Raw genomic sequence first — 17,286 nt, 5'->3', positions numbered from 1 at the left:
CGGGGCACGGGGCGGACCCGCTGCGGCGGCACACGGCGCCGGGCAACCGGTCGCGCGGCACGGCGGCGGACGGCGGCACGGCCGCCGGGCGGGCCCGGCCACAGGACACCCACGGCGCCGGGACCGGTACCGGCGGTTCCGTGTCGGGCTGGGGCTACTCCTCCTGGCCGCACCGGACCGCGGTCCGCCCCGGCGAGGCCCCCGGCTCCCGGGGGCGCACCGCTTCCCCCGCCCATGACGCGTACCGCGCACGGATCGAGGGGCTGCTGCTGGGCCTCGCCGCCGGTGACGCCGCCGGGTGGCCCGCCGCCCGGCACCGGGCCGCGCGGATGCCGGAGTGGACCCGGCGTCTCACCCGTGAGCTGGACACGTTCGCCGAACAGAACGCCACGACCACGCTCCCGGTCCCCATCGCCCTGAACCAGCCCCCGGAACCACTGCGCCTGGGCCCGTCCGACGACGCCGAGTGGGCTGCCTTCACCGCTGAGACCGTCCTCGCCTCCGCCGGTGAGCGCTTCGACGGACTCGATCCCTGCCGCCGTATGCGCGCTGCCGTCGATGCCGCCTGGAACTCCCTGGCCGGAAAGATCGCCGCGGCCGAGGCCCGCGCCCCCGAGGTCGAGGCGGCCGTGCCGCCCCTCCGTGCCCGGATCTCCGTGCGCGCGGGACTCGGCAATCTCGCGACCGGGCTGCGCCCGCCCGCCACGGGCCACGACAACCCGCACTACTTCGACGACGCCGCCTGCGTCCGGGCCGCCGTACTCGCCGTCGTCCACCCCGGCGAACCGCGGAACGCCGCCGACCTCGCCGAGTTCGACGCCCGCTACACCCAGGACGGCGACGGGGTGCACGGCGCCCGCGCCATGGCGGCCGCCGTCGCCGCGGCGCTCGGCGGCGCACGGGTGGACGCGGCCGTCGGCGCCGCCCTCGCCGAACTCCCCGAGGCCACCGAGATCGGCCGCAACGCCCGGCACGCCCTCGCGCTCGCCCGCGACGCCGAGGACGCCTTCTCCCTCGTGCCCCTGCTGGAACACCAGATCGTCGACCACGTCTACAGCTACGGCATCGCCGCCGCCGAGACCGTGCCCGTCGCCCTCGCCCTGGTGACGGCGGCGCGCGGCGGGATGGGAGGGGCCCTGCCGGCCGCCGCGTGCCTGTCACGCGTGGCCGACTCGGCGCCCGCCCTGGCCGGCGCGCTGTCCGGGGCCCTCGCCGGCGGCGCGGCGGTGCCGGCGGCGTGGCGGGACGCCTGCCGTACCCTGGCCGGCTGCGTCCTCCCCCGTCTCGCCGGTACGGACCTCGTCGAACTCGCGGGACGGCTCGCCCGTGGGGTCCGCCCGCCGGACGCGCCGCCCACCGCACCGCCGGGCGCGGCGCCCCTCCCGTCGTCGGCCGGGGCCGCGCCCCTGCACGGCGCCGACCGGACCACGGGCCCGTAACTCGCCTGTCCCGTGCGCGAATCCCCGACGCGGCCTGCCCCACCCGCACCCACCCCGGGTGGACAATTCCGACATGACACTCTCAGCGCACCCGGTAGCCGCGCTCGACGACCGCATCACGGGCTCCCTCGTCGGCGCGGCGGTGGGCGACGCGCTCGGCGGGCCGGTCGAGGGCTACACGCCGGAGCAGATCGTGGAACGCCACGGCGGCCGCGTCCAGGGCATCGTGGGCCCCTGGCACGGCGACGACTGGCGCACCGCCCGCCCCATCGCGCCGTACCACAAGGGCGACGGGCACGTCACCGACGACACCCTGATGACGCACGCCCTGGTCCGCGTCTACGCCACCGTCCGGGACCACCTCGACGCGTACGCCGTCGCCGACCACCTCGTACCGGACCTCCTCTCCACCCCCCGCTGGATTCCCGAGCTGGAAGCCGAGGCCCTCCCCCTGCAGCGGGTGTTCCTCGCCGAGAAGTGGCTCGCGGCGCGGCTGCACTACGGCCATGTCGACCCGCGCGAGGCCGGGGCCGGAAACATCGTCAACTGCGGTGCGGCCATGTACATGGCCCCCATCGGCCTGGTCAACGCCGCGGACCCGGCCGCAGCCTACGCGGAGGCCCTGGACGTGGCTGGCGCCCACCAGTCCTCCTACGGGCGCGAGGCCGCCGGCGTCCTCGCGGCCGCCGTCGCCGCGGCCTGCACGCCCGGCGCCGGCCCGGAGACCGTCATCGAGACCTCTCTGTCCCTCGCCAAGGACGGCACCCGCTCCGCGATCGAGGCGGTGGCCGAAGTCGCCTGCCGGTACAGCGACTTCGAGCCCGCGCTCCGTCCGCTCCGCGAGGCGGTCGCCCCCTTCGACACGGTCGGTCCCGACTACCGCTCCCCCTCCCTCGCCGCCCGCCGCCCCTCCCGGCTGCACTCCGTCGAGGAACTCCCCATCGCGCTGGGCATGCTGCTCATCGGCGACGGCGACTACCGCAGGACCGTGCTGGGCTCCGTGAACTACGGCCGGGACTGCGACTCGATCGCCACGATGTCCGGCGCGATCGCGGGCGCGCTGTACGGCGAGGAGCCGGTCCCGGCCGAATGGGTCAAGGCCGTCTCCGAGGCCAGCCGTCTGGATCTGCACGCCCCGGCCCGCGCGCTCACGGAGGTCGCCCACGAGGTCTTCGCCCGTGACACCCGGCGGCACCGGGCGCACGAGGCCGCCTTCGCCCGGCTGACGGACGCCCGGTGAACCTCCGGCTCTCCTGGGTCCAGCCCGAGGACCTGGTAGGCCACGAGCTCCGGCAGGCCGCCGAGGACGGCCGCGACGCCTCTGCGGCCGCACTCCGCTGGCGTACCGCGGGCGGTACCCCGGCGCCCCCGGCCGCGGGTGCCTCGCCCCGGTCCGCCGACCCACGGCTGCGGACGCTGGCGACCCGGCTGCTGGACGAACTGGACGCGCTCCCCGCTCCGTTCGCCGACCGCGAGCCGACGAGCCTGCCGGCCATCCGGGCCGCGTGCCCCGACTGGCCCGCGTCCCGTTCGCCGGTGGGGGCGTGGGCCGGGACGGACGCCCTGCCCGCGCACACGTCCTCCGGCAGGCCGGACCGGCCGCCACGGCACGGGACGGACGACCTGCCGGAAGGCCCGCCCGCCGGCGGTCCGCGCGGGCCGCTGGAGCGGCGGCTGCACGCCGCCTGGCTCGGCCGGGCGGCCGGCTGTCTGCTCGGCAAGCCCGTGGAGAAGCTCCCCCTGCACGCCATCCGCGCACTCGCCCGCGCCGCCGGCAACTGGCCGCTGTCGACCTGGTTCACCGCCGAGGGCGTGCCCCCCGGACTGCTGGCCGCCCACCCCTGGAACCGCCGCTCCGCCCCCACCTCGCTCGCCGAGAACATCGACGGCATGCCCGAGGACGACGACCTCGACTACCCGCTGCTGAACCTGCTCCTCCTCCAGCGGTACGGACAGGACTTCGGCACCGCCGACGTGGCCCGGCTCTGGCTGGACGAACTCCCCGCAGGCCGTACCTTCACCGCCGAGCGGGTCGCGTACCGCAATCTCCTCCACGGCGTGGAACCGCCGGAGACCGCGACCCGGCACAACCCCTTCCGGGAGTGGATCGGCGCGGCGATCCGCGCCGATGTCCACGGCTGGACCCACCCGGGCGACCCGGCCGCCGCGGCCGAACAGGCCCACCGCGACGCGGTGCTCACCCACACCGCGAACGGCGTGTACGGGGCCATGTTCATCGCGGCCGTGCTCGCCGTCGCGGCCGGCGGCGGAGCCGACGTGCACAGGTGCCTGCGCGAGGGGCTCCGTGTCGTCCCGCCCCGTTCGCGGCTCGCGCGGGCCGTGCGGCACGCGATCGCCACCGCCGCCGCGCACGGGGACTTCGACACGGTCGTGGACCGGCTGCACGCCGCGCACGGCACCTACCACTGGGTGCACGTCGTCCCCAACGCCGCGCTGCTCGCCGCCGCGCTCACCCATGCCGACGGCGACTTCACCGGTTCCGTCTGCCGTGCCGTGTCGGGCGGCTGGGACACGGACTCCAACGGCGCCACGGCCGGTTCGCTGGCCGGGCTGCTCGCCGGGCACCCCGACCGGCTGCCCGAGCGCTGGACCGCCCCACTCAAGAACCGCCTCGCCACTACCGTCGGAGGATTCGACGGCATCGGCTTCGACTCGCTCGCCCGCCTCACGTGCGACCGCATCACTCTCCGGGAGGACCCGCACCCATGACCGGCATCGTCGTGCTCGGCAGCACCAACATGGACCTCGTCGTCTACGTCCCGAAGGCTCCGCTGCGCGGGGAGACCGTGACGGGCCGGGAGTTCCGCACCGTTCCCGGTGGCAAGGGCGCCAACCAGGCCGTCGCCGCCGCCCGGGCCGGCGGCGACGTGGCGATGATCGGCGCCGTCGGCACGGACGACTACGGCGTCGTGCTGCGGGAGACGCTCGAACACTCCGCGGTCGACACCGATCTGCTCCGCACCGCGGAGGGGCCGTCCGGAACCGCGCACATCGTGGTGGACGACGAGGGCGGCAACGCGATCGTCGTCATCCCGGGCGCCAACGCGACCGTGGACCACCTCACACCCGGCGACGAGACCCTCATCGGAGCCGCGGACGCGCTGCTGCTCCAGCTCGAACTGCCCCTCGCCGGAGTGATCGCCGGTGCCGAGGCCGCCCGCCGGCACGGGGTACGGACCGTCCTCACCCCCGCCCCCGCCCGGTCCCTTCCACCCGAGCTGCTCGCGGTCATCGACCTGCTGGTGCCCAACGAGCACGAGGCCGCCCTGCTCACCGGAATCGCCGACCCGCCGACGGCGGCGGAGGCGCTGCTCCGGGAGGTGCCGGAGGTGGTGATCACCCTCGGCTCGGCGGGCAGCCTCCACGCCGCCCGTGGCACCGGGATCGTCACGGTCCCGGCACCCCGGGTGCGTGCCGTCGACACGACCGCCGCGGGGGACACCTTCGTCGGCGCCCTCACCGTGGCCCTGGTCGAGGGCCGGCCGACGGCCGAGGCGATGGCCTGGGCGTCCACCGCGGCCGCGCTGTCCGTCCAGCGCCCCGGCGCCTCGACCTCCATGCCGTACCGCCCCGAGATCGACGCCGGCCGGCTGGAGGGCGCCACGGGCGGCTGAGCCGGCGTGGTCCGTCCGCGGAGGTCCGCCGCGGACGCGCGGCCCGGCCCCGCGACGGGCTGTCGCCCCGGACGGCACTGCGGGCCCCGCCCCCGACAGCCGCCCGGACGCAGACCTCTGCGGACGGTCGCGGCCCGCCGCACGCCACGGAGCCCGCACTCCGGCCCGACCCCGTGCAGCCCGTCCGCCCCCACGCACCGCACCCGCACACGCCCCGACGGCCGTTCCCGACGCCCCCGTCGCCGCACTCACACACACCCGCAGGAGACTCGCAAGGAGCCCCCATGCACGACCCCGACGCCGACGGTTTCGCCGCCCGACAGTCCGCCCCGGCCGGGGCGCCCGCCACGGACGGGCCGCTCGCCGGGCTGCGCGTCCTCGATCTCGCCACCCTCTTCGCCGGGCCGCTCGCCGCGACGATGCTCGGTGACTTCGGCGCCGATGTGATCAAGGTCGAGCACCCTCGCAAACCCGACCCGTCACGGGGCCATGGCCCCGGCAAGGACGGCGTCGGGCTGTGGTGGAAGCTACTCGGCCGCAACAAGCGGACCATCACGCTCGACCTGTCCACGCACGGCGGGCGGGAGACCTTCCTGAGGCTCGCCTCCACCGCGGACGTCGTCATCGAGAACTTCCGCCCCGGCACGCTGGAACGGTGGCGGCTCGGCTGGGAGGAACTCAGCGCCGCCAGCCCCCGGGTGGTGCTGGCCAGGGTCACGGGCTTCGGCCAGTTCGGCCCGTACTGCCACCGGCCCGGTTTCGGCACCCTCGCCGAGGCCATGAGCGGGTTCGCCGCGATCACCGGGGAGCCGGACGGCCCGCCCACGCTGCCGCCCTTCGGTCTCGCCGACTCCATCGCGGCCCTCGCCACCTCCTACGCCGTCATGACCGCACTCACCGCGCGCGCCTCCACCGGCCGCGGCCAGGTCGTCGACATGGCCATCATCGAGCCCATCCTCACCGTGCTCGGGCCGCAGCCCATCTGGTACGACCAACTCGGCTACGTCCAGCCGCGCACCGGCAACCGGTCCCGCAACAACGCCCCGCGCAACACCTACCGGGCGGCCGACGGCTCCTGGCTCGCCGTCTCCACCTCCGCGCAGTCCGTGGCCGAGCGCGTGATGCGGCTCGTCGGCCGTCCGGAGCTGGTCTCGGAGCCGTGGTTCTCCTCGGGCAGCGGGCGGGCCGAGCACGCCGAGGTGCTCGACGAGGCCGTGGGCACCTGGATCGCCCGCCACACCCGGGACGAGGTCATCGCCGCCTTCGACAAGGCCGAGGCCGCGGTCGCCCCCGTCTACGACGTACGGGACGTCATGGACGACCCCCAGTACCGGGCGCTGGACAGCGTCACCGAGGTCCCCGATCCGGAACTCGGCCCGATCCGCATGCAGAACATCCTCTTCCGCCTCTCCGAGACCCCCGGTGGCATCCGCTGGGCCGGCCGGCCGCACGGCGCGGACACCGACACCGTCCTGGGCGAACTCGGGCTCACCCCCGGCCGGATCGCCGCGCTGCGCAGCGAAGGCGTGCTATGACCCCGCTGACCTGGTTGTACGTCCCCGGAGACCGCCCCGAGGTGGTGCAGAAGGCGCTCTCCACGGGCGCCGATATCGTGATCGTCGACCTTGAGGACGCGGTCGCGCCGCACCGCAAGGCCTACGCGCTCGCGGCCACCGTCGAACTGCTCTCCTCCCCCCAGCCCGTGCCGGTCCACGTCCGCATCCACGCTGAACGCGACATCGCCCCGCTGGCCCCTCTGCCGGGCCTGGCGGCGCTGCGGATCCCCAAGGTGACACACGCCGCCGGCATCCGGGCCCCGGCGAAGCTGGCCCCGGGGAAAGGGCTCTACGCGCTGCTGGAGTCGGCCGGCGGCGTGGAGCACGCCTACGCCATCGCGACCGCCGACCCAGCGGTGCGCGGCATCGCGCTCGGCGAGGCGGATCTCCGGGCGGACCTCGGCGTGCGGAACGACACCGGGCTGGACTGGCCGCGCAGCCGCGTCGTCGTCGCCGCCCGCGCGGCGGGGCTGCCGCCGCCGACGCAGTCGGTGTTCCCCGACATCCGCGACCTGGACGGACTGGCGGCCTCCTGCGCCCACGGCCGTTCCCTGGGCTTCCTGGGCCGGGCCGCCATCCACCCCCGGCAGCTCCCGGTGATCGAGCGCGCCTATCTGCCCGGCCCCGAGGAGGTCGAGGCGGCCGAGGAGATCGTCAAGGCGGCGACGACGGACGCGGGCGCCCTGGCCCTCCCCGACGGCCGCTTCGTGGACGCGGCGGTCGTCGCCGCCGCCCACCGCACCCTCTCCCTCGCCGGCCGCGACAGCGCCTGAACGCACGGGCGGCCGGGAGACGGATCCTCCCGCGAACGCCGCAGGGCCGCCCGGCCGGTGACGGCGGGGCGGCCCTGCGGGAACGCGGTGTGTGCCCGGGACTCGGGCCCGGTCCGGTCAGCTTCGGTTCGCGGACCCCGAGTCCGCCGGGTCGCCTTCGTCCTCGGCCGGCGGCACGGCCCCGGAAGCGGAGGCACCGGAAGCGGAGCCCGCCTTGTCCTGCTGCACCGCCGAGGGCTCGACGATCTCCTCGCGGCCCGGGCGGAGCCGGGCGGAGAGCACGATGTAGACCACGGCCAGGACGAAGACCAGGATCGCGGTCCAGACGTTGAGCCGGAGGCCGAGGACGTGGTGCGCCTCGTCGACGCGCATGTACTCGATCCACGCCCGGCCGGCGCAGTACGCCGCGACGTACAGCGCGAAGGCGCGCCCGTGGCCGAGCCTGAAGCGGCGGTCCGCCCAGATCACCAACAGCGCCACGCCGACGCACCACAGCGACTCGTAGAGGAACGTGGGGTGGTAGAGGCCGGCCTCCCGGTTCACGCCCTCGCTGATCTCGAGCGCCCACGGAAGATCGGTCGGCTTTCCGTACAGCTCCTGGTTGAACCAGTTGCCCCAGCGGCCGATCGCCTGGGCGAACGCGATGCCCGGTGCGATGGCGTCGGCGTACGCGGGCAGCGGGATGCCCCGGCGGCGGCAGCCGATCCACGCGCCGACCGCGCCGAACGCGATGGCGCCCCAGATGCCGAGGCCGCCCTCCCAGATCTTGAACGCGTCGACCCAGTTCTCACCCTCGCTGAAGTACAGCTGGTAGTCGGTGATCACGTGGTACAGACGGCCGCCGACGAGGCCGAAGGGGACGGCCCACACGGCGATGTCGGCCACCGTGCCGGCTTTGCCGCCGCGGGCGATCCAGCGCTTGTTGCCGTACCAGACGGCCACGAAGACACCGATGATGATGCAGAAGGCATAGCCGCGCAGCGGAAGCGGTCCGAGGTGGACGACACCCGTGGACGGGCTGGGAATGTAGGCAAGGTCCATGGCAGGTCCGACGCTACCTTGCCGGACCCCGGGCACGGCAAGCGACCGCGCAACGTCTGCATAACGAGCCCTGTGGCGCGGCGCGGCCTCCGCCCCCGCCCCGTGCGGTACGCCCACGAGGACACGCGGCCACACGGACACGTGGGCGCACGAGCACGTGGATGCCCGGACGCGCGGACACGCGGGCGGGCGCACGAGCACGCCGACGCGCGGCCCGGCGGACCACGCGGGTGGGCGTCCCCGGCCGGGCCGCGAAACGCCCACCGGGAGCGCCGGCCCGTCAGGAGGCCGCGGGGCTCGGCGGCGCGGAGCCGGGCTTCTTGCCCTCGTTTGCCTCGGTGACCCACTTCCGCAGGTTCTCGGGGCTGAGCTGCTCGTTTCCCTTCTGCGGGAACACGGACTCGCCGTTGAGCAGCACCGTCGGGGTGCCCCGGAAGTTCTTCTCCTGGAACGCCTGACCGGACTTGTCCACCCAGCCGTCGTGCCTGCCCGACTCCACGCACTCCGTGAACGCGGGGGTGACGAGCCCCGGCACCTTGCCCGCCAGCTCGATCAGCCGCTTGTTGTCCGCGAAGGCGTCATCGGTCTCCGGCGGCTGGTTCTGGTACAGCACGTCGTGGTACTCCACGAACTTCCCGGCGTCCTGCGCGCACGCGGCGGCGTTGGCCGAGCGGTGCGATCCGTCGCCGCCCATGCCCCCGTCGATGATCGTCGCGAGGTGGTACTCCACCCTGAGCTGCCCCGAGGCGGTCAGGTCGTGGATGGTGTCCCTCATCACGTTCTCGAACTGGGCGCAGGCCGGGCAGCGGAAGTCCTCCCAGACCGTGAGCGTGGACGGCGCGTCGTCGGCGCCCGCCGGGAGGGCGAGCGCGTCCTCGCCCTGGGCGCCGCTCGGGGCGACCACCGGGCCGTCCGCGGCGGAGCCCTCGTCCTTGCCCCCGCCGCCCGCCGCGATCACGCCGACGACCGCGGCCAGGCCAAGGACGCCGACCACGGCGGCGGACACGATCAACAGGCGCCGTCGCTTCTCGCGGGCCTTCTGCAGCTCGCGATCGCGCATGAGCCGCTCGCGCGCGGCCCGCCTTCCGTCTTGGTTGTTCTCGCTCACGCCCACAGCAACGAACCGGGGAGGCGCCCATGCGCCTCCCCGGTCCCATGTCCACCCGGACGGGTGAGCCGGTCCGATCAGATCACTCGTCCGCGACCGGACGGATCCGCCGTCAGCGCTTGCGGACGCCCTCGGCGAGCTCGGCCGCCAGCGCCCGCACCGCGGCGATCCCGGCCTCGTGGTGCTCGGCGTCGAGCAGCCGCTTGACGAAGGCCGAACCGACGATCACCCCGTCGGCGAAGCCCGCGACCTCGGCGGCCTGCTCGGCGTTGGAGACGCCCAGCCCGACGCACACGGGCATCTCCGTGCTGGCGCGGGTGCGTCCCACCAGGTCCTGGGCCTGGGCGCCGACGGACTCACGGGTACCGGTGACCCCCATCAGCGAGGCGGCGTAGACGAAGCCCGAGCCCGCGGCCGTGATCTCGGCGAGCCGTTCGTCCCTGCTGCTGGGCGCGACGACGAACACCGTGGCGAGCCCGTGCTTGTCGGCGTGCTCGCGCCACACCTCGGACTCCTGGACGGGCAGGTCCGGCAGGATGCAGCCCGCGCCGCCCGCCTCGGCGAGCTCGGCGGTGAAGCGCTCGACGCCGTACCGGTCGATCGGGTTCCAGTACGTCATCACGAGCACCGGCTTGCCCGTGGCCGTGTGGGCCTCGCGGACCGTGCGCATCACGTCGGCGATCCGGACGCCGCCGCGCAGGGCGATGTCGTCGGCGGTCTGGATGACCGGTCCGTCGAGCACCGGGTCGCTGTGCGGCAGGCCCACCTCCACGACGTCGGCGCCGCCGTCGAAGACGGCCTTGATCGCCTCGATGCCGCCGTCCACCGTGGGGAAGCCGGCCGGAAGGTAGGCGACGAGGGCGGCCCGGTCCTCGGACTTCGCCCTCGCGAGCGTGTCGCTCAGCAGTCGGATGTTCCCGGTCACTTGGCGTCCCCCTCGATCTCCGCGACCTCGCCGGCAGCGTCCGCCTCGACGACGGCGTCCGTGCCGGCGCCGCCGTCCGCGTCGTACAGCCCGAAGTAGCGGGCGGCGGTGTCCATGTCCTTGTCGCCCCGGCCGGACAGATTGACCAGGATCAGTCCGTCCTCGCCGAGTTCCCGGCCGAGTTCGAGGGCGCCGGCCAGCGCGTGTGCGGACTCGATGGCCGGGATGATGCCCTCCGTGCGGGACAGCAGCCGCAGCGCCCGCATGGCGGCGGCGTCGGTCACGGCCCGGTACTCGCCGCGTCCGGTGTCCTTGAGGTACGAGTGCTCCGGGCCGATGCCCGGGTAGTCCAGACCGGCCGAGATCGAGTACGGCTCGGTGATCTGGCCCTCGTCGTCCTGGAGGACGTAGCTGCGGGAGCCGTGCAGGATGCCGGGTTCGCCCGCGGTCAGGGTGGCCGCGTGCTCGCCGGTCTCGACTCCGTGGCCCGCGGGCTCGCAGCCCACCAGGCGCACACCCTCGTCCGGGATGAAGGCGTGGAAGAGGCCGATGGCGTTGGAGCCGCCGCCGACACAGGCCACGGCGGCGTCCGGGAGGCGGCCGGCGCGCTCCAGGATCTGGCGCCGGGCCTCGACGCCGATCACCCGGTGGAAGTCGCGGACCATCGCCGGGAACGGGTGCGGGCCCGCGACCGTGCCGAACAGGTAGTGCGTGTGGTCGACGTTGGCAACCCAGTCGCGGAACGCCTCGTTGATGGCGTCCTTCAGGGTGCGGCTGCCGGACTTCACCGGCACGACCTCGGCGCCGAGCATGCGCATGCGGGCGACGTTCAGCGCCTGGCGCTCGGTGTCGATCTCGCCCATGTAGATCGTGCAGTCGAGGCCGAAGAGAGCGCACGCGGTGGCGGTGGCCACACCGTGCTGGCCGGCGCCGGTCTCGGCGATGACACGGGTCTTGCCCATGCGCCGGGTCAGCAGCGCCTGCCCCAGCACGTTGTTGATCTTGTGCGAACCGGTGTGGTTGAGGTCCTCCCGCTTGAGGAAGACCCGCGCGCCGCCCGCGTGCTCGGCGAAGCGGGGCACCTCGGTCAGGGCGCTGGGCCGGCCCGTGTAGTGAACGAGCAGGTCGTCGAGTTCGGCGGCGAAGGCCGGGTCGGACTTGGCCTTGTCGTACTCGACGGCCACCTCGTCGACCGCGGCGACGAGCGCCTCGGGAATGAACTTGCCGCCGAAGTCGCCGAAGTAGCCGGCGGCGTTCGGCACCTGGCCCTCGGGGTCGGGAACGAAGTATTGACTGGGCATGCCAGAACTCCTCGTGTGCGTGTGAGCCGAAGAGAAACGAGTGATGACGTGCGGTGCTGAGCGTCTCGCTCAGCGGCGCCATCGCATGCCGTTGACCTGGCCGGGCTCGTCCCCGATGACGTACCTGACCCGTCGTCCGTGCACCCGCCGGGCCGGGGCGCGGCAGCCGCGAGGACGGCAGCCGCGCGCCAGCGGGGCGTGCGGTACGCAGGCGCCCACGGCCGCCCGGCCCGGCCGGGGAAGGCCCGGCCCGGTGGCGGCGTGCGCGCGGCGGACGACGGCGGTCACGGGGTGGGTCAGTCCCTCCCCTGCCGCAGGGCCGGGTGGGCGCCGGCTGCGACCAGATCGGCCACGGCGGCCTTCGGGTCCCGACCGGTGACCAGCGACTCCCCGACCAGCACCGCGTCGGCGCCGGCGTTGGCGTACGCGATCAGGTCGTGCGGGCCGCGGATGCCGGACTCGGCGACCTTGACGATTCCCGCGGGGATCTCGGGGACGACCCGCTCGAAGGTGGAACGGTCGACCTTGAGGGTCCTGAGGTCTCGCGCGTTGACGCCGATGATCTTGGCTCCGGCGTCCACGGCCCGCTCGACCTCGTCCTCGTCGTGGACCTCGACGAGCGGCGTGAGTCCGATCGACTCGGCGCGCTCGATCAGGGAGACGAGGGCCTCCTGATCGAGGGCGGCGACGATCAGCAGGGCCAGGTCGGCGCCGTACGCACGGGCCTCCCACAGTTGGTAGGACGTGACGATGAAGTCCTTGCGGAGCACGGGGATGTCCACCCGGGCCCGCACGGCTTCCAGGTCCTCGAGCGAGCCGCCGAAGCGCCGCTGCTCGGTCAGGACGGAGATGACGGCCGCGCCGCCCGCCTCGTAGTCGGCGGCCAGGCCGGCGGGGTCCGCGATCGCGGCGAGCGCGCCCTTGGAGGGGCTGGAGCGCTTCACCTCGCAGATGACCTTCACGGCGTCGCCGCGCAGCGCGGCTACGCCGTCCTTGGCCTGGGGCGCCTTGGCGGCACGCTCCTTGAGCTCGTCGAGGCTGACCCGCGCCTGCCGCTCTGCGAGGTCGGCGCGCACGCCTTCGATGATCTCGTCGAGCACACTCACGCGAGCGGCCCCCTTCCGGGATGTTGATGATGGATCACTGTCGGCAATCCCGATGGTATCCGGATGAAGGCAATGGCTCCGCATCCGGTTGACAGCCCGTCCCACTACCTGGGATTTCTTCACGGATCAGGGGATGAGCCCCGAGCCGAACGGCAGGTTCCGGACAACCGTGAAAACGGCCAGGAGCGCGCCGAGACCCCACCACCAGACGGGTCCCAGAGCGATTCGTATCGGTTTCGCCCTGACCGCGCGGACGAGCCACACGGCCCAGAGCACGGCGAAGACCAGGTATCCGGCGACGGCGATGGCGTTGGCGCCGAAGGCCGTGTCCAGGTCGCCGTGGACGAAGGCGTGCGCACTGCGCAGCCCGCCGCAGCCCGGGCAGTAGATCCCGGTGAACCGCAGCAGCGGGCAGACCGGGTAGTGGCCCGGCTCGTTCGGGTCGACGGCGCCCACGTAGGCGAAGGCCCCGGCGACGACGGCCATCGTGGCCAACGGCGCCGCGAGGCGGCGGTGCAGGGGCGGCGGCGCGGGGGGCGCCGGCGGCGGACCCTGGTGTTGCCAGGGCCCGGGTGCGGGTTCGGGTCCCCGCGCGGCGGCGGGGGACGGTCCCGGTACGGGGGTGGCGGCAGGCATGGCATCCACCCCGTGATTGTCCCCGGTCGTGCGCAGAGGCGCAGCCCGGGCTCGCCGGGCCGCGCCTCCGGCGGGGATCTCCGCGGTCAGGAGGCGGTCGCCTCGGCCGCCACCGGCTGCGCGGCCGGGGTGCGGGCGGGGACGGGCACGGCCGCCTCCTTCTGCCCGAGGCCGGCGGCCTTCATCGCCGCGCCGACGACACCGCCGAGGACGACGACGCCCATGCCGGCCCAGAACCCGAGCGGGTTTGCGGCCACCATGAAGACTCCCGCGATGCTGAAGCCGATGAAGGAGATGGTGACACCGGTCCAGGCGGCCGGGGTGTGTCCGTGGCTGCTGCCCGCCATGAAGTGCTCCTCGTTGGTGTTGCGCTGGGGCTGGGTCGGATGCTCTGTGCCCCATTGTCCCGTACCGGTGGGGCTGTCGGGACGTGGGGGTCGTCACTGATCGCGGAGGGAACGTCTCACCGGTCGCCGGTGGGATCCTCACCTCGGTCGAGGGCCTTCCACAGCTCCTCGGGCCGGTCCGGGTCGGCGGCCGGGCGGGCCCCGCGCGGGGCGCCGCCCTCCCGCTCGTAGCGCCCCGACATGGCGGGCCACGAGGAGGCGTACCGCAGGGCGAGCAGTCCGGCGGCCAGGATCAGCAGGCCGGCGAAGGCGGTGACGTACGGCCAGGCCGTGTGGGCGAGGCCGTCGATGGCCGCGGCCGTGTCGCCGGTGGTCTGCCGGGCCTTCTCGTCGAGCGCCGCCCTGTCGGAGGCGCCGAGGAAGGCGGCGGCCGCGGCCCCGGCCCCGCTCAGCGCGAGCAGGGCGGACACGATCACACGGCCCGCCCTGCGGACCGCGAAGACCGCGACGAGTGCGGCGAGGCCGACGACGGCGAGCGCCGCGGGCAGCCCGGTGACGTCACGGCCGTCGGCCTCGAGCGGCACGCTGCCGGCTCCGACGTCGGCCGTGCCCTCGGCCCATGTCTGCCCGGAGGCGAGCAGCACCACGGCGGCGCCGACGGCGCCGAGGAAGAGAGCCGCCGCGAGGCTGCGCCGGCCGCTCGCGGCGGCCCCGGCCGGCCGCTCGGTCTCTCCGCTGGAATGGGGTACGGGTACAGCAGTCACGTCCCCACTATCCCTTACGCGTCCCGCCGCCGTTCAGCCGGTTCGCGGTGTGCACGGCCCGCAGCACCGCGGCCGCCTTGTTGCGGCACTCGGTGTCCTCGGCGACCGGGTCCGAGTCCGCGACGATGCCTGCCCCGGCCTGCACATGGGCGGTGCCGTCGCGGAGCAGCGCGGTACGGATGGCGATCGCCGTGTCGGAGTCGCCGGCGAAGTCGAGATAGCCGACGGCGCCGCCGTACAGACCGCGCCGCGACGGCTCCAGTTCCTCGATGATCTGCATCGCACGGGGCTTGGGGGCGCCGGAGAGCGTGCCCGCGGGGAAGCAGGCGGTGAGCACGTCGAAGGCGGTGCGGCCCTCGGCGACCCGGCCCGTCACCGTCGAGACGATGTGCATGACGTGCGAGTACCGCTCGATCGACATGAAGTCGACGACCTCGACGGAGCCCGGCTCGCAGACCCGGCCCAGGTCGTTGCGGCCGAGGTCGACGAGCATGAGGTGCTCGGCGCGCTCCTTGGGGTCGGCGAGCAGTTCGTCGGCGAGCGCCTGGTCCTCCTGCGGGGTCGCGCCGCGCGGGCGGGTGCCGGCGATGGGGTGCACCATGGCGCGCCCGTCCTCGACCTTGACCAGCGCCTCCGGGCTGGAGCCGACGACGTCGAACCCGCCGTCCTCGTGGGGGAAGCGCAGCAGGTACATGTACGGGCTGGGGTTGGTCGCCCGGAGCACCCGGTAGACGTCGAGGGCGCTCGCCTCGCAGGGGGTCTCGAACCGCTGCGACGGCACGACCTGGAAGGCTTCGCCCGCGCGGATGCGCTCCTTGACGTCCTCGACGGCGGCCCGGAAGTCCTCACCGCTCCACATGGGTCCGGTGTACGGGGGCAGTTCGGAGGCGGGGAGGGCGCGCGGCCGGCTCTCGACGGGCCGGGCCAGGTCGGCCTCCATGGCGTCGAGCCGGGCGACGGCGTCCGCGTACGCCTCGTCGACGCCGGTGTCGAGGTCGTTGTGGTTGATCGCGTTGGCGATCAGCAGCACGGAGCCGTCCCAGTGGTCGAGCACGGCGAGGTCGGAGGTGAGCAGCATGGTCAGCTCGGGGAGCCGCAGGTCGTCCCGGCCGTGCTCACCGATCCGCTCCAGCCGGCGGACGATGTCGTAGCCGAGGTAGCCGACCATTCCGCCGGTGAAGGGCGGCATGCCCTCGTCGAGGTCCTGCCGGGGGGTGTGGAGGGTCTCGACGGTCGCCCGGAGGGCCTTCAGCGGGTCTCCGTCCGTGGGGACGCCCACGGGCGGGGTGCCGAGCCAGTGCGCCCGGCCGTCGCGGACGGTGAGGGTCGAGGCGGACCGTACGCCGACGAAGGAGTACCGGGACCAGGAGCGCCCCCCCTCGGCCGACTCGAGGAGGAAGGTGCCGGGACGCTCGCCGGCGAGCTTGCGGTAGAGGCCGACCGGGGTGTCGCCGTCCGCGAGGAGGCGCCGGCTCACGGGGATGACGCGGCGGTCGGCCGCCAGCTTGCGGAACGTCTCGAGATCCATGACGTACGACCCTACTGGCCCAGGGCGAGCACGTCGGCGTCGAAGCAGGTGCGGTCGCCGGTGTGACAGGCGGCCCCGATCTGGTCGACCTTCACGAGGACGGTGTCGGCGTCGCAGTCGAGGGCGACGGCCTTCACGTGCTGGACGTGGCCGGAGGTGTCGCCCTTGACCCAGTACTCCCGGCGGCTGCGGGACCAGTAGGTGGCACGCCCCGTGGTGAGGGTGCGGTGCAGTGCCTCGTCGTCCATCCAGCCGAGCATCAGCACCTCACCGGTGTCGTACTGCTGGGCGATGGCCGGGACCAGGCCGTCGGCGCTGCGCTTGAGGCGGGCGGCGATGGCGGGGTCGAGTGCGCTGGGGGTGCTGGTCATGCCGCCATTGTGCCGCGCCCGCGGGGGCGTGACGGGCGTGCGTCCACTGGGCGGACGTGGCACGCCGGTCGTAGGCTGGCGGCCATGTCGACCCATGCGAAGCGCGAACGACTTCTGCTCGCCGATCTGCTGGAGGCGGCGGGCCCGGACGCCCCGACGCTGTGCGAGGGATGGAAAACCCGGGACCTCGCGGCGCACGTCGTGGTGCGCGAGCGGCGGCCGGAAGCCGCCGGGATCGTGCTGGGCCCCCTGAGGAGCAGGCTGGACCGGGTGCAGGCCGAGTACGCGGCGAGGCCGTTCGAGGAGCTGATCCGGCTGATCCGCACCGGCCCACCGAGGATGTCGCCGTTCGCGATCAAGCCGGTGGACGAGGCGTCGAACACGGTCGAGTTCTATGTGCACGCCGAGGACGTGCGGCGGGCGCAGTCCGACTGGACGCCGCGGGAGCTGGACCCGGTGTTCGCGGACGCGCTGTGGTCCCGGCTGGAGAAATCGGCCCGGCTGCTGGGCCGCAAGGCGCCGGTGGGGCTGGTGCTGCGGCGTCCGAACGGGCAGACGGCGGTGGCGCACCGCGGTGCTCCGGTGGTGACGGTGACCGGTGAGCCCGGCGAGCTGACCATGTACGCCTTCGGCCGGCAGGACGCGGCGCACGTCGAGGTCGAGGGCGACAAGGAGGCGGTCGACCGGGTCGGCAGGACGCAGCTGGGGATGGGCTGACTCCCGCCCGAGCCGAGGGGGCGGGCCGTCGGGCCGTCG

The 17,286-nt window shown here is 74.4% G+C and carries 18 protein-coding genes; 7 read left to right on the top strand and 11 right to left on the bottom strand.

Annotated features, from left to right (window positions below; all coding sequences use genetic code 11):
• Positions 1 to 140 precede the first annotated feature (140 nt).
• From QMZ92_RS29750 to QMZ92_RS29725, 6 genes are all read left to right on the top strand, one after another.
• Complete coding sequence (locus QMZ92_RS29750; RefSeq protein WP_502962168.1) at positions 141 to 1,439, top strand: ADP-ribosylglycohydrolase family protein; 1,299 nt, start codon at positions 141 to 143, stop codon at positions 1,437 to 1,439.
• A gap of 73 nt (positions 1,440 to 1,512) precedes the next feature.
• Positions 1,513 to 2,679, top strand: a complete 1,167-nt coding sequence (locus tag QMZ92_RS29745) for an ADP-ribosylglycohydrolase family protein (protein WP_283300664.1) — start codon at positions 1,513 to 1,515, stop codon at positions 2,677 to 2,679.
• Positions 2,676 to 4,169, top strand: a complete 1,494-nt coding sequence (locus tag QMZ92_RS29740; RefSeq protein ID WP_283300663.1) for an ADP-ribosylglycohydrolase family protein — start codon at positions 2,676 to 2,678, stop codon at positions 4,167 to 4,169. Before QMZ92_RS29745 ends, QMZ92_RS29740 begins: the two co-directional genes overlap by 4 nt.
• Positions 4,166 to 5,074 carry a ribokinase gene (rbsK, locus tag QMZ92_RS29735; protein WP_283300662.1) on the top strand — a complete coding sequence of 303 codons (909 nt, stop codon included), beginning with the start codon at positions 4,166 to 4,168 and terminating at the stop codon, positions 5,072 to 5,074. The genes QMZ92_RS29740 and rbsK overlap by 4 nt, the downstream gene beginning before the upstream one ends.
• Positions 5,075 to 5,358: 284 nt before the next feature.
• On the top strand, positions 5,359 to 6,609 hold the full coding sequence (locus QMZ92_RS29730) for a CaiB/BaiF CoA transferase family protein (protein WP_283300661.1): 1,251 nt from the start codon (positions 5,359 to 5,361) through the stop codon (positions 6,607 to 6,609).
• Positions 6,606 to 7,403 (top strand): HpcH/HpaI aldolase/citrate lyase family protein, encoded by a 798-nt coding sequence (locus tag QMZ92_RS29725; RefSeq protein WP_283300660.1) that lies wholly within the window; start codon positions 6,606 to 6,608, stop codon positions 7,401 to 7,403. The genes QMZ92_RS29730 and QMZ92_RS29725 overlap by 4 nt, the downstream gene beginning before the upstream one ends.
• Before the next feature lie 117 nt (positions 7,404 to 7,520).
• On the opposite strand, the gene lgt is transcribed toward QMZ92_RS29725, so the two are convergent.
• The 11 genes from lgt to hisI form a co-directional block, all read right to left on the bottom strand.
• Positions 7,521 to 8,444: a prolipoprotein diacylglyceryl transferase gene (gene lgt, locus QMZ92_RS29720; protein ID WP_283300659.1), complete on the bottom strand. Its 924-nt coding sequence runs from the start codon at positions 8,442 to 8,444 to the stop codon at positions 7,521 to 7,523.
• Positions 8,445 to 8,724: 280 nt separating this feature from the next.
• Positions 8,725 to 9,552 (bottom strand): DsbA family protein, encoded by an 828-nt coding sequence (locus QMZ92_RS29715; protein WP_283300658.1) that lies wholly within the window; start codon positions 9,550 to 9,552, stop codon positions 8,725 to 8,727.
• Positions 9,553 to 9,664: 112 nt separating this feature from the next.
• Positions 9,665 to 10,477 carry a tryptophan synthase subunit alpha gene (gene trpA, locus QMZ92_RS29710; RefSeq protein ID WP_283300657.1) on the bottom strand — a complete coding sequence of 271 codons (813 nt, stop codon included), beginning with the start codon at positions 10,475 to 10,477 and terminating at the stop codon, positions 9,665 to 9,667.
• Positions 10,474 to 11,778, bottom strand: coding sequence for a tryptophan synthase subunit beta (gene trpB / locus QMZ92_RS29705; RefSeq protein ID WP_283300656.1), 1,305 nt, complete (start codon positions 11,776 to 11,778; stop codon positions 10,474 to 10,476). Before trpB ends, trpA begins: the two co-directional genes overlap by 4 nt.
• Positions 11,779 to 11,847: 69 nt before the next feature.
• Positions 11,848 to 12,066, bottom strand: a complete 219-nt coding sequence (trpM, locus tag QMZ92_RS29700; protein WP_283300677.1) for a tryptophan biosynthesis modulator TrpM — start codon at positions 12,064 to 12,066, stop codon at positions 11,848 to 11,850.
• A gap of 8 nt (positions 12,067 to 12,074) precedes the next feature.
• Positions 12,075 to 12,884 (bottom strand): indole-3-glycerol phosphate synthase TrpC, encoded by an 810-nt coding sequence (gene trpC / locus QMZ92_RS29695; RefSeq protein WP_283300655.1) that lies wholly within the window; start codon positions 12,882 to 12,884, stop codon positions 12,075 to 12,077.
• 126 nt (positions 12,885 to 13,010) lie between these two features.
• Positions 13,011 to 13,520 (bottom strand): DUF2752 domain-containing protein, encoded by a 510-nt coding sequence (locus tag QMZ92_RS29690; protein ID WP_283300675.1) that lies wholly within the window; start codon positions 13,518 to 13,520, stop codon positions 13,011 to 13,013.
• Between the two features lie 86 nt (positions 13,521 to 13,606).
• A complete protein-coding gene (locus tag QMZ92_RS29685; RefSeq protein ID WP_283300654.1) occupies positions 13,607 to 13,867 on the bottom strand; it encodes an HGxxPAAW family protein in 261 nt (86 codons plus the stop codon).
• Positions 13,868 to 13,983: 116 nt separating this feature from the next.
• Positions 13,984 to 14,631 carry a TIGR02234 family membrane protein gene (locus QMZ92_RS29680; RefSeq protein ID WP_283300653.1) on the bottom strand — a complete coding sequence of 216 codons (648 nt, stop codon included), beginning with the start codon at positions 14,629 to 14,631 and terminating at the stop codon, positions 13,984 to 13,986.
• A gap of 7 nt (positions 14,632 to 14,638) precedes the next feature.
• Entirely contained in the window at positions 14,639 to 16,159 is a 1,521-nt protein-coding gene (locus QMZ92_RS29675) for an anthranilate synthase component I (protein WP_283300652.1), read from the bottom strand.
• 11 nt (positions 16,160 to 16,170) lie between these two features.
• The gene (gene hisI, locus QMZ92_RS29670) at positions 16,171 to 16,530 is read right to left on the bottom strand and encodes a phosphoribosyl-AMP cyclohydrolase (protein ID WP_269730965.1); all 360 of its coding nucleotides are present in this window, start codon (positions 16,528 to 16,530) and stop codon (positions 16,171 to 16,173) included.
• Between the two features lie 84 nt (positions 16,531 to 16,614).
• On the opposite strand from hisI, the gene QMZ92_RS29665 reads away from it, so the two are divergent.
• The gene (locus QMZ92_RS29665; protein WP_283300651.1) at positions 16,615 to 17,247 is read left to right on the top strand and encodes a TIGR03085 family metal-binding protein; all 633 of its coding nucleotides are present in this window, start codon (positions 16,615 to 16,617) and stop codon (positions 17,245 to 17,247) included.
• Positions 17,248 to 17,286: the final 39 nt, after the last annotated feature.

It is taken from the genome of Streptomyces sp. HNM0645, assembly GCF_030056615.1.
Taxonomy (GTDB): domain Bacteria; phylum Actinomycetota; class Actinomycetes; order Streptomycetales; family Streptomycetaceae; genus Streptomyces; species Streptomyces marianii.
The sequence above is the reverse complement of the archived record's forward strand: the minus strand, read 5'-3'. Positions and strand labels throughout refer to the sequence as shown.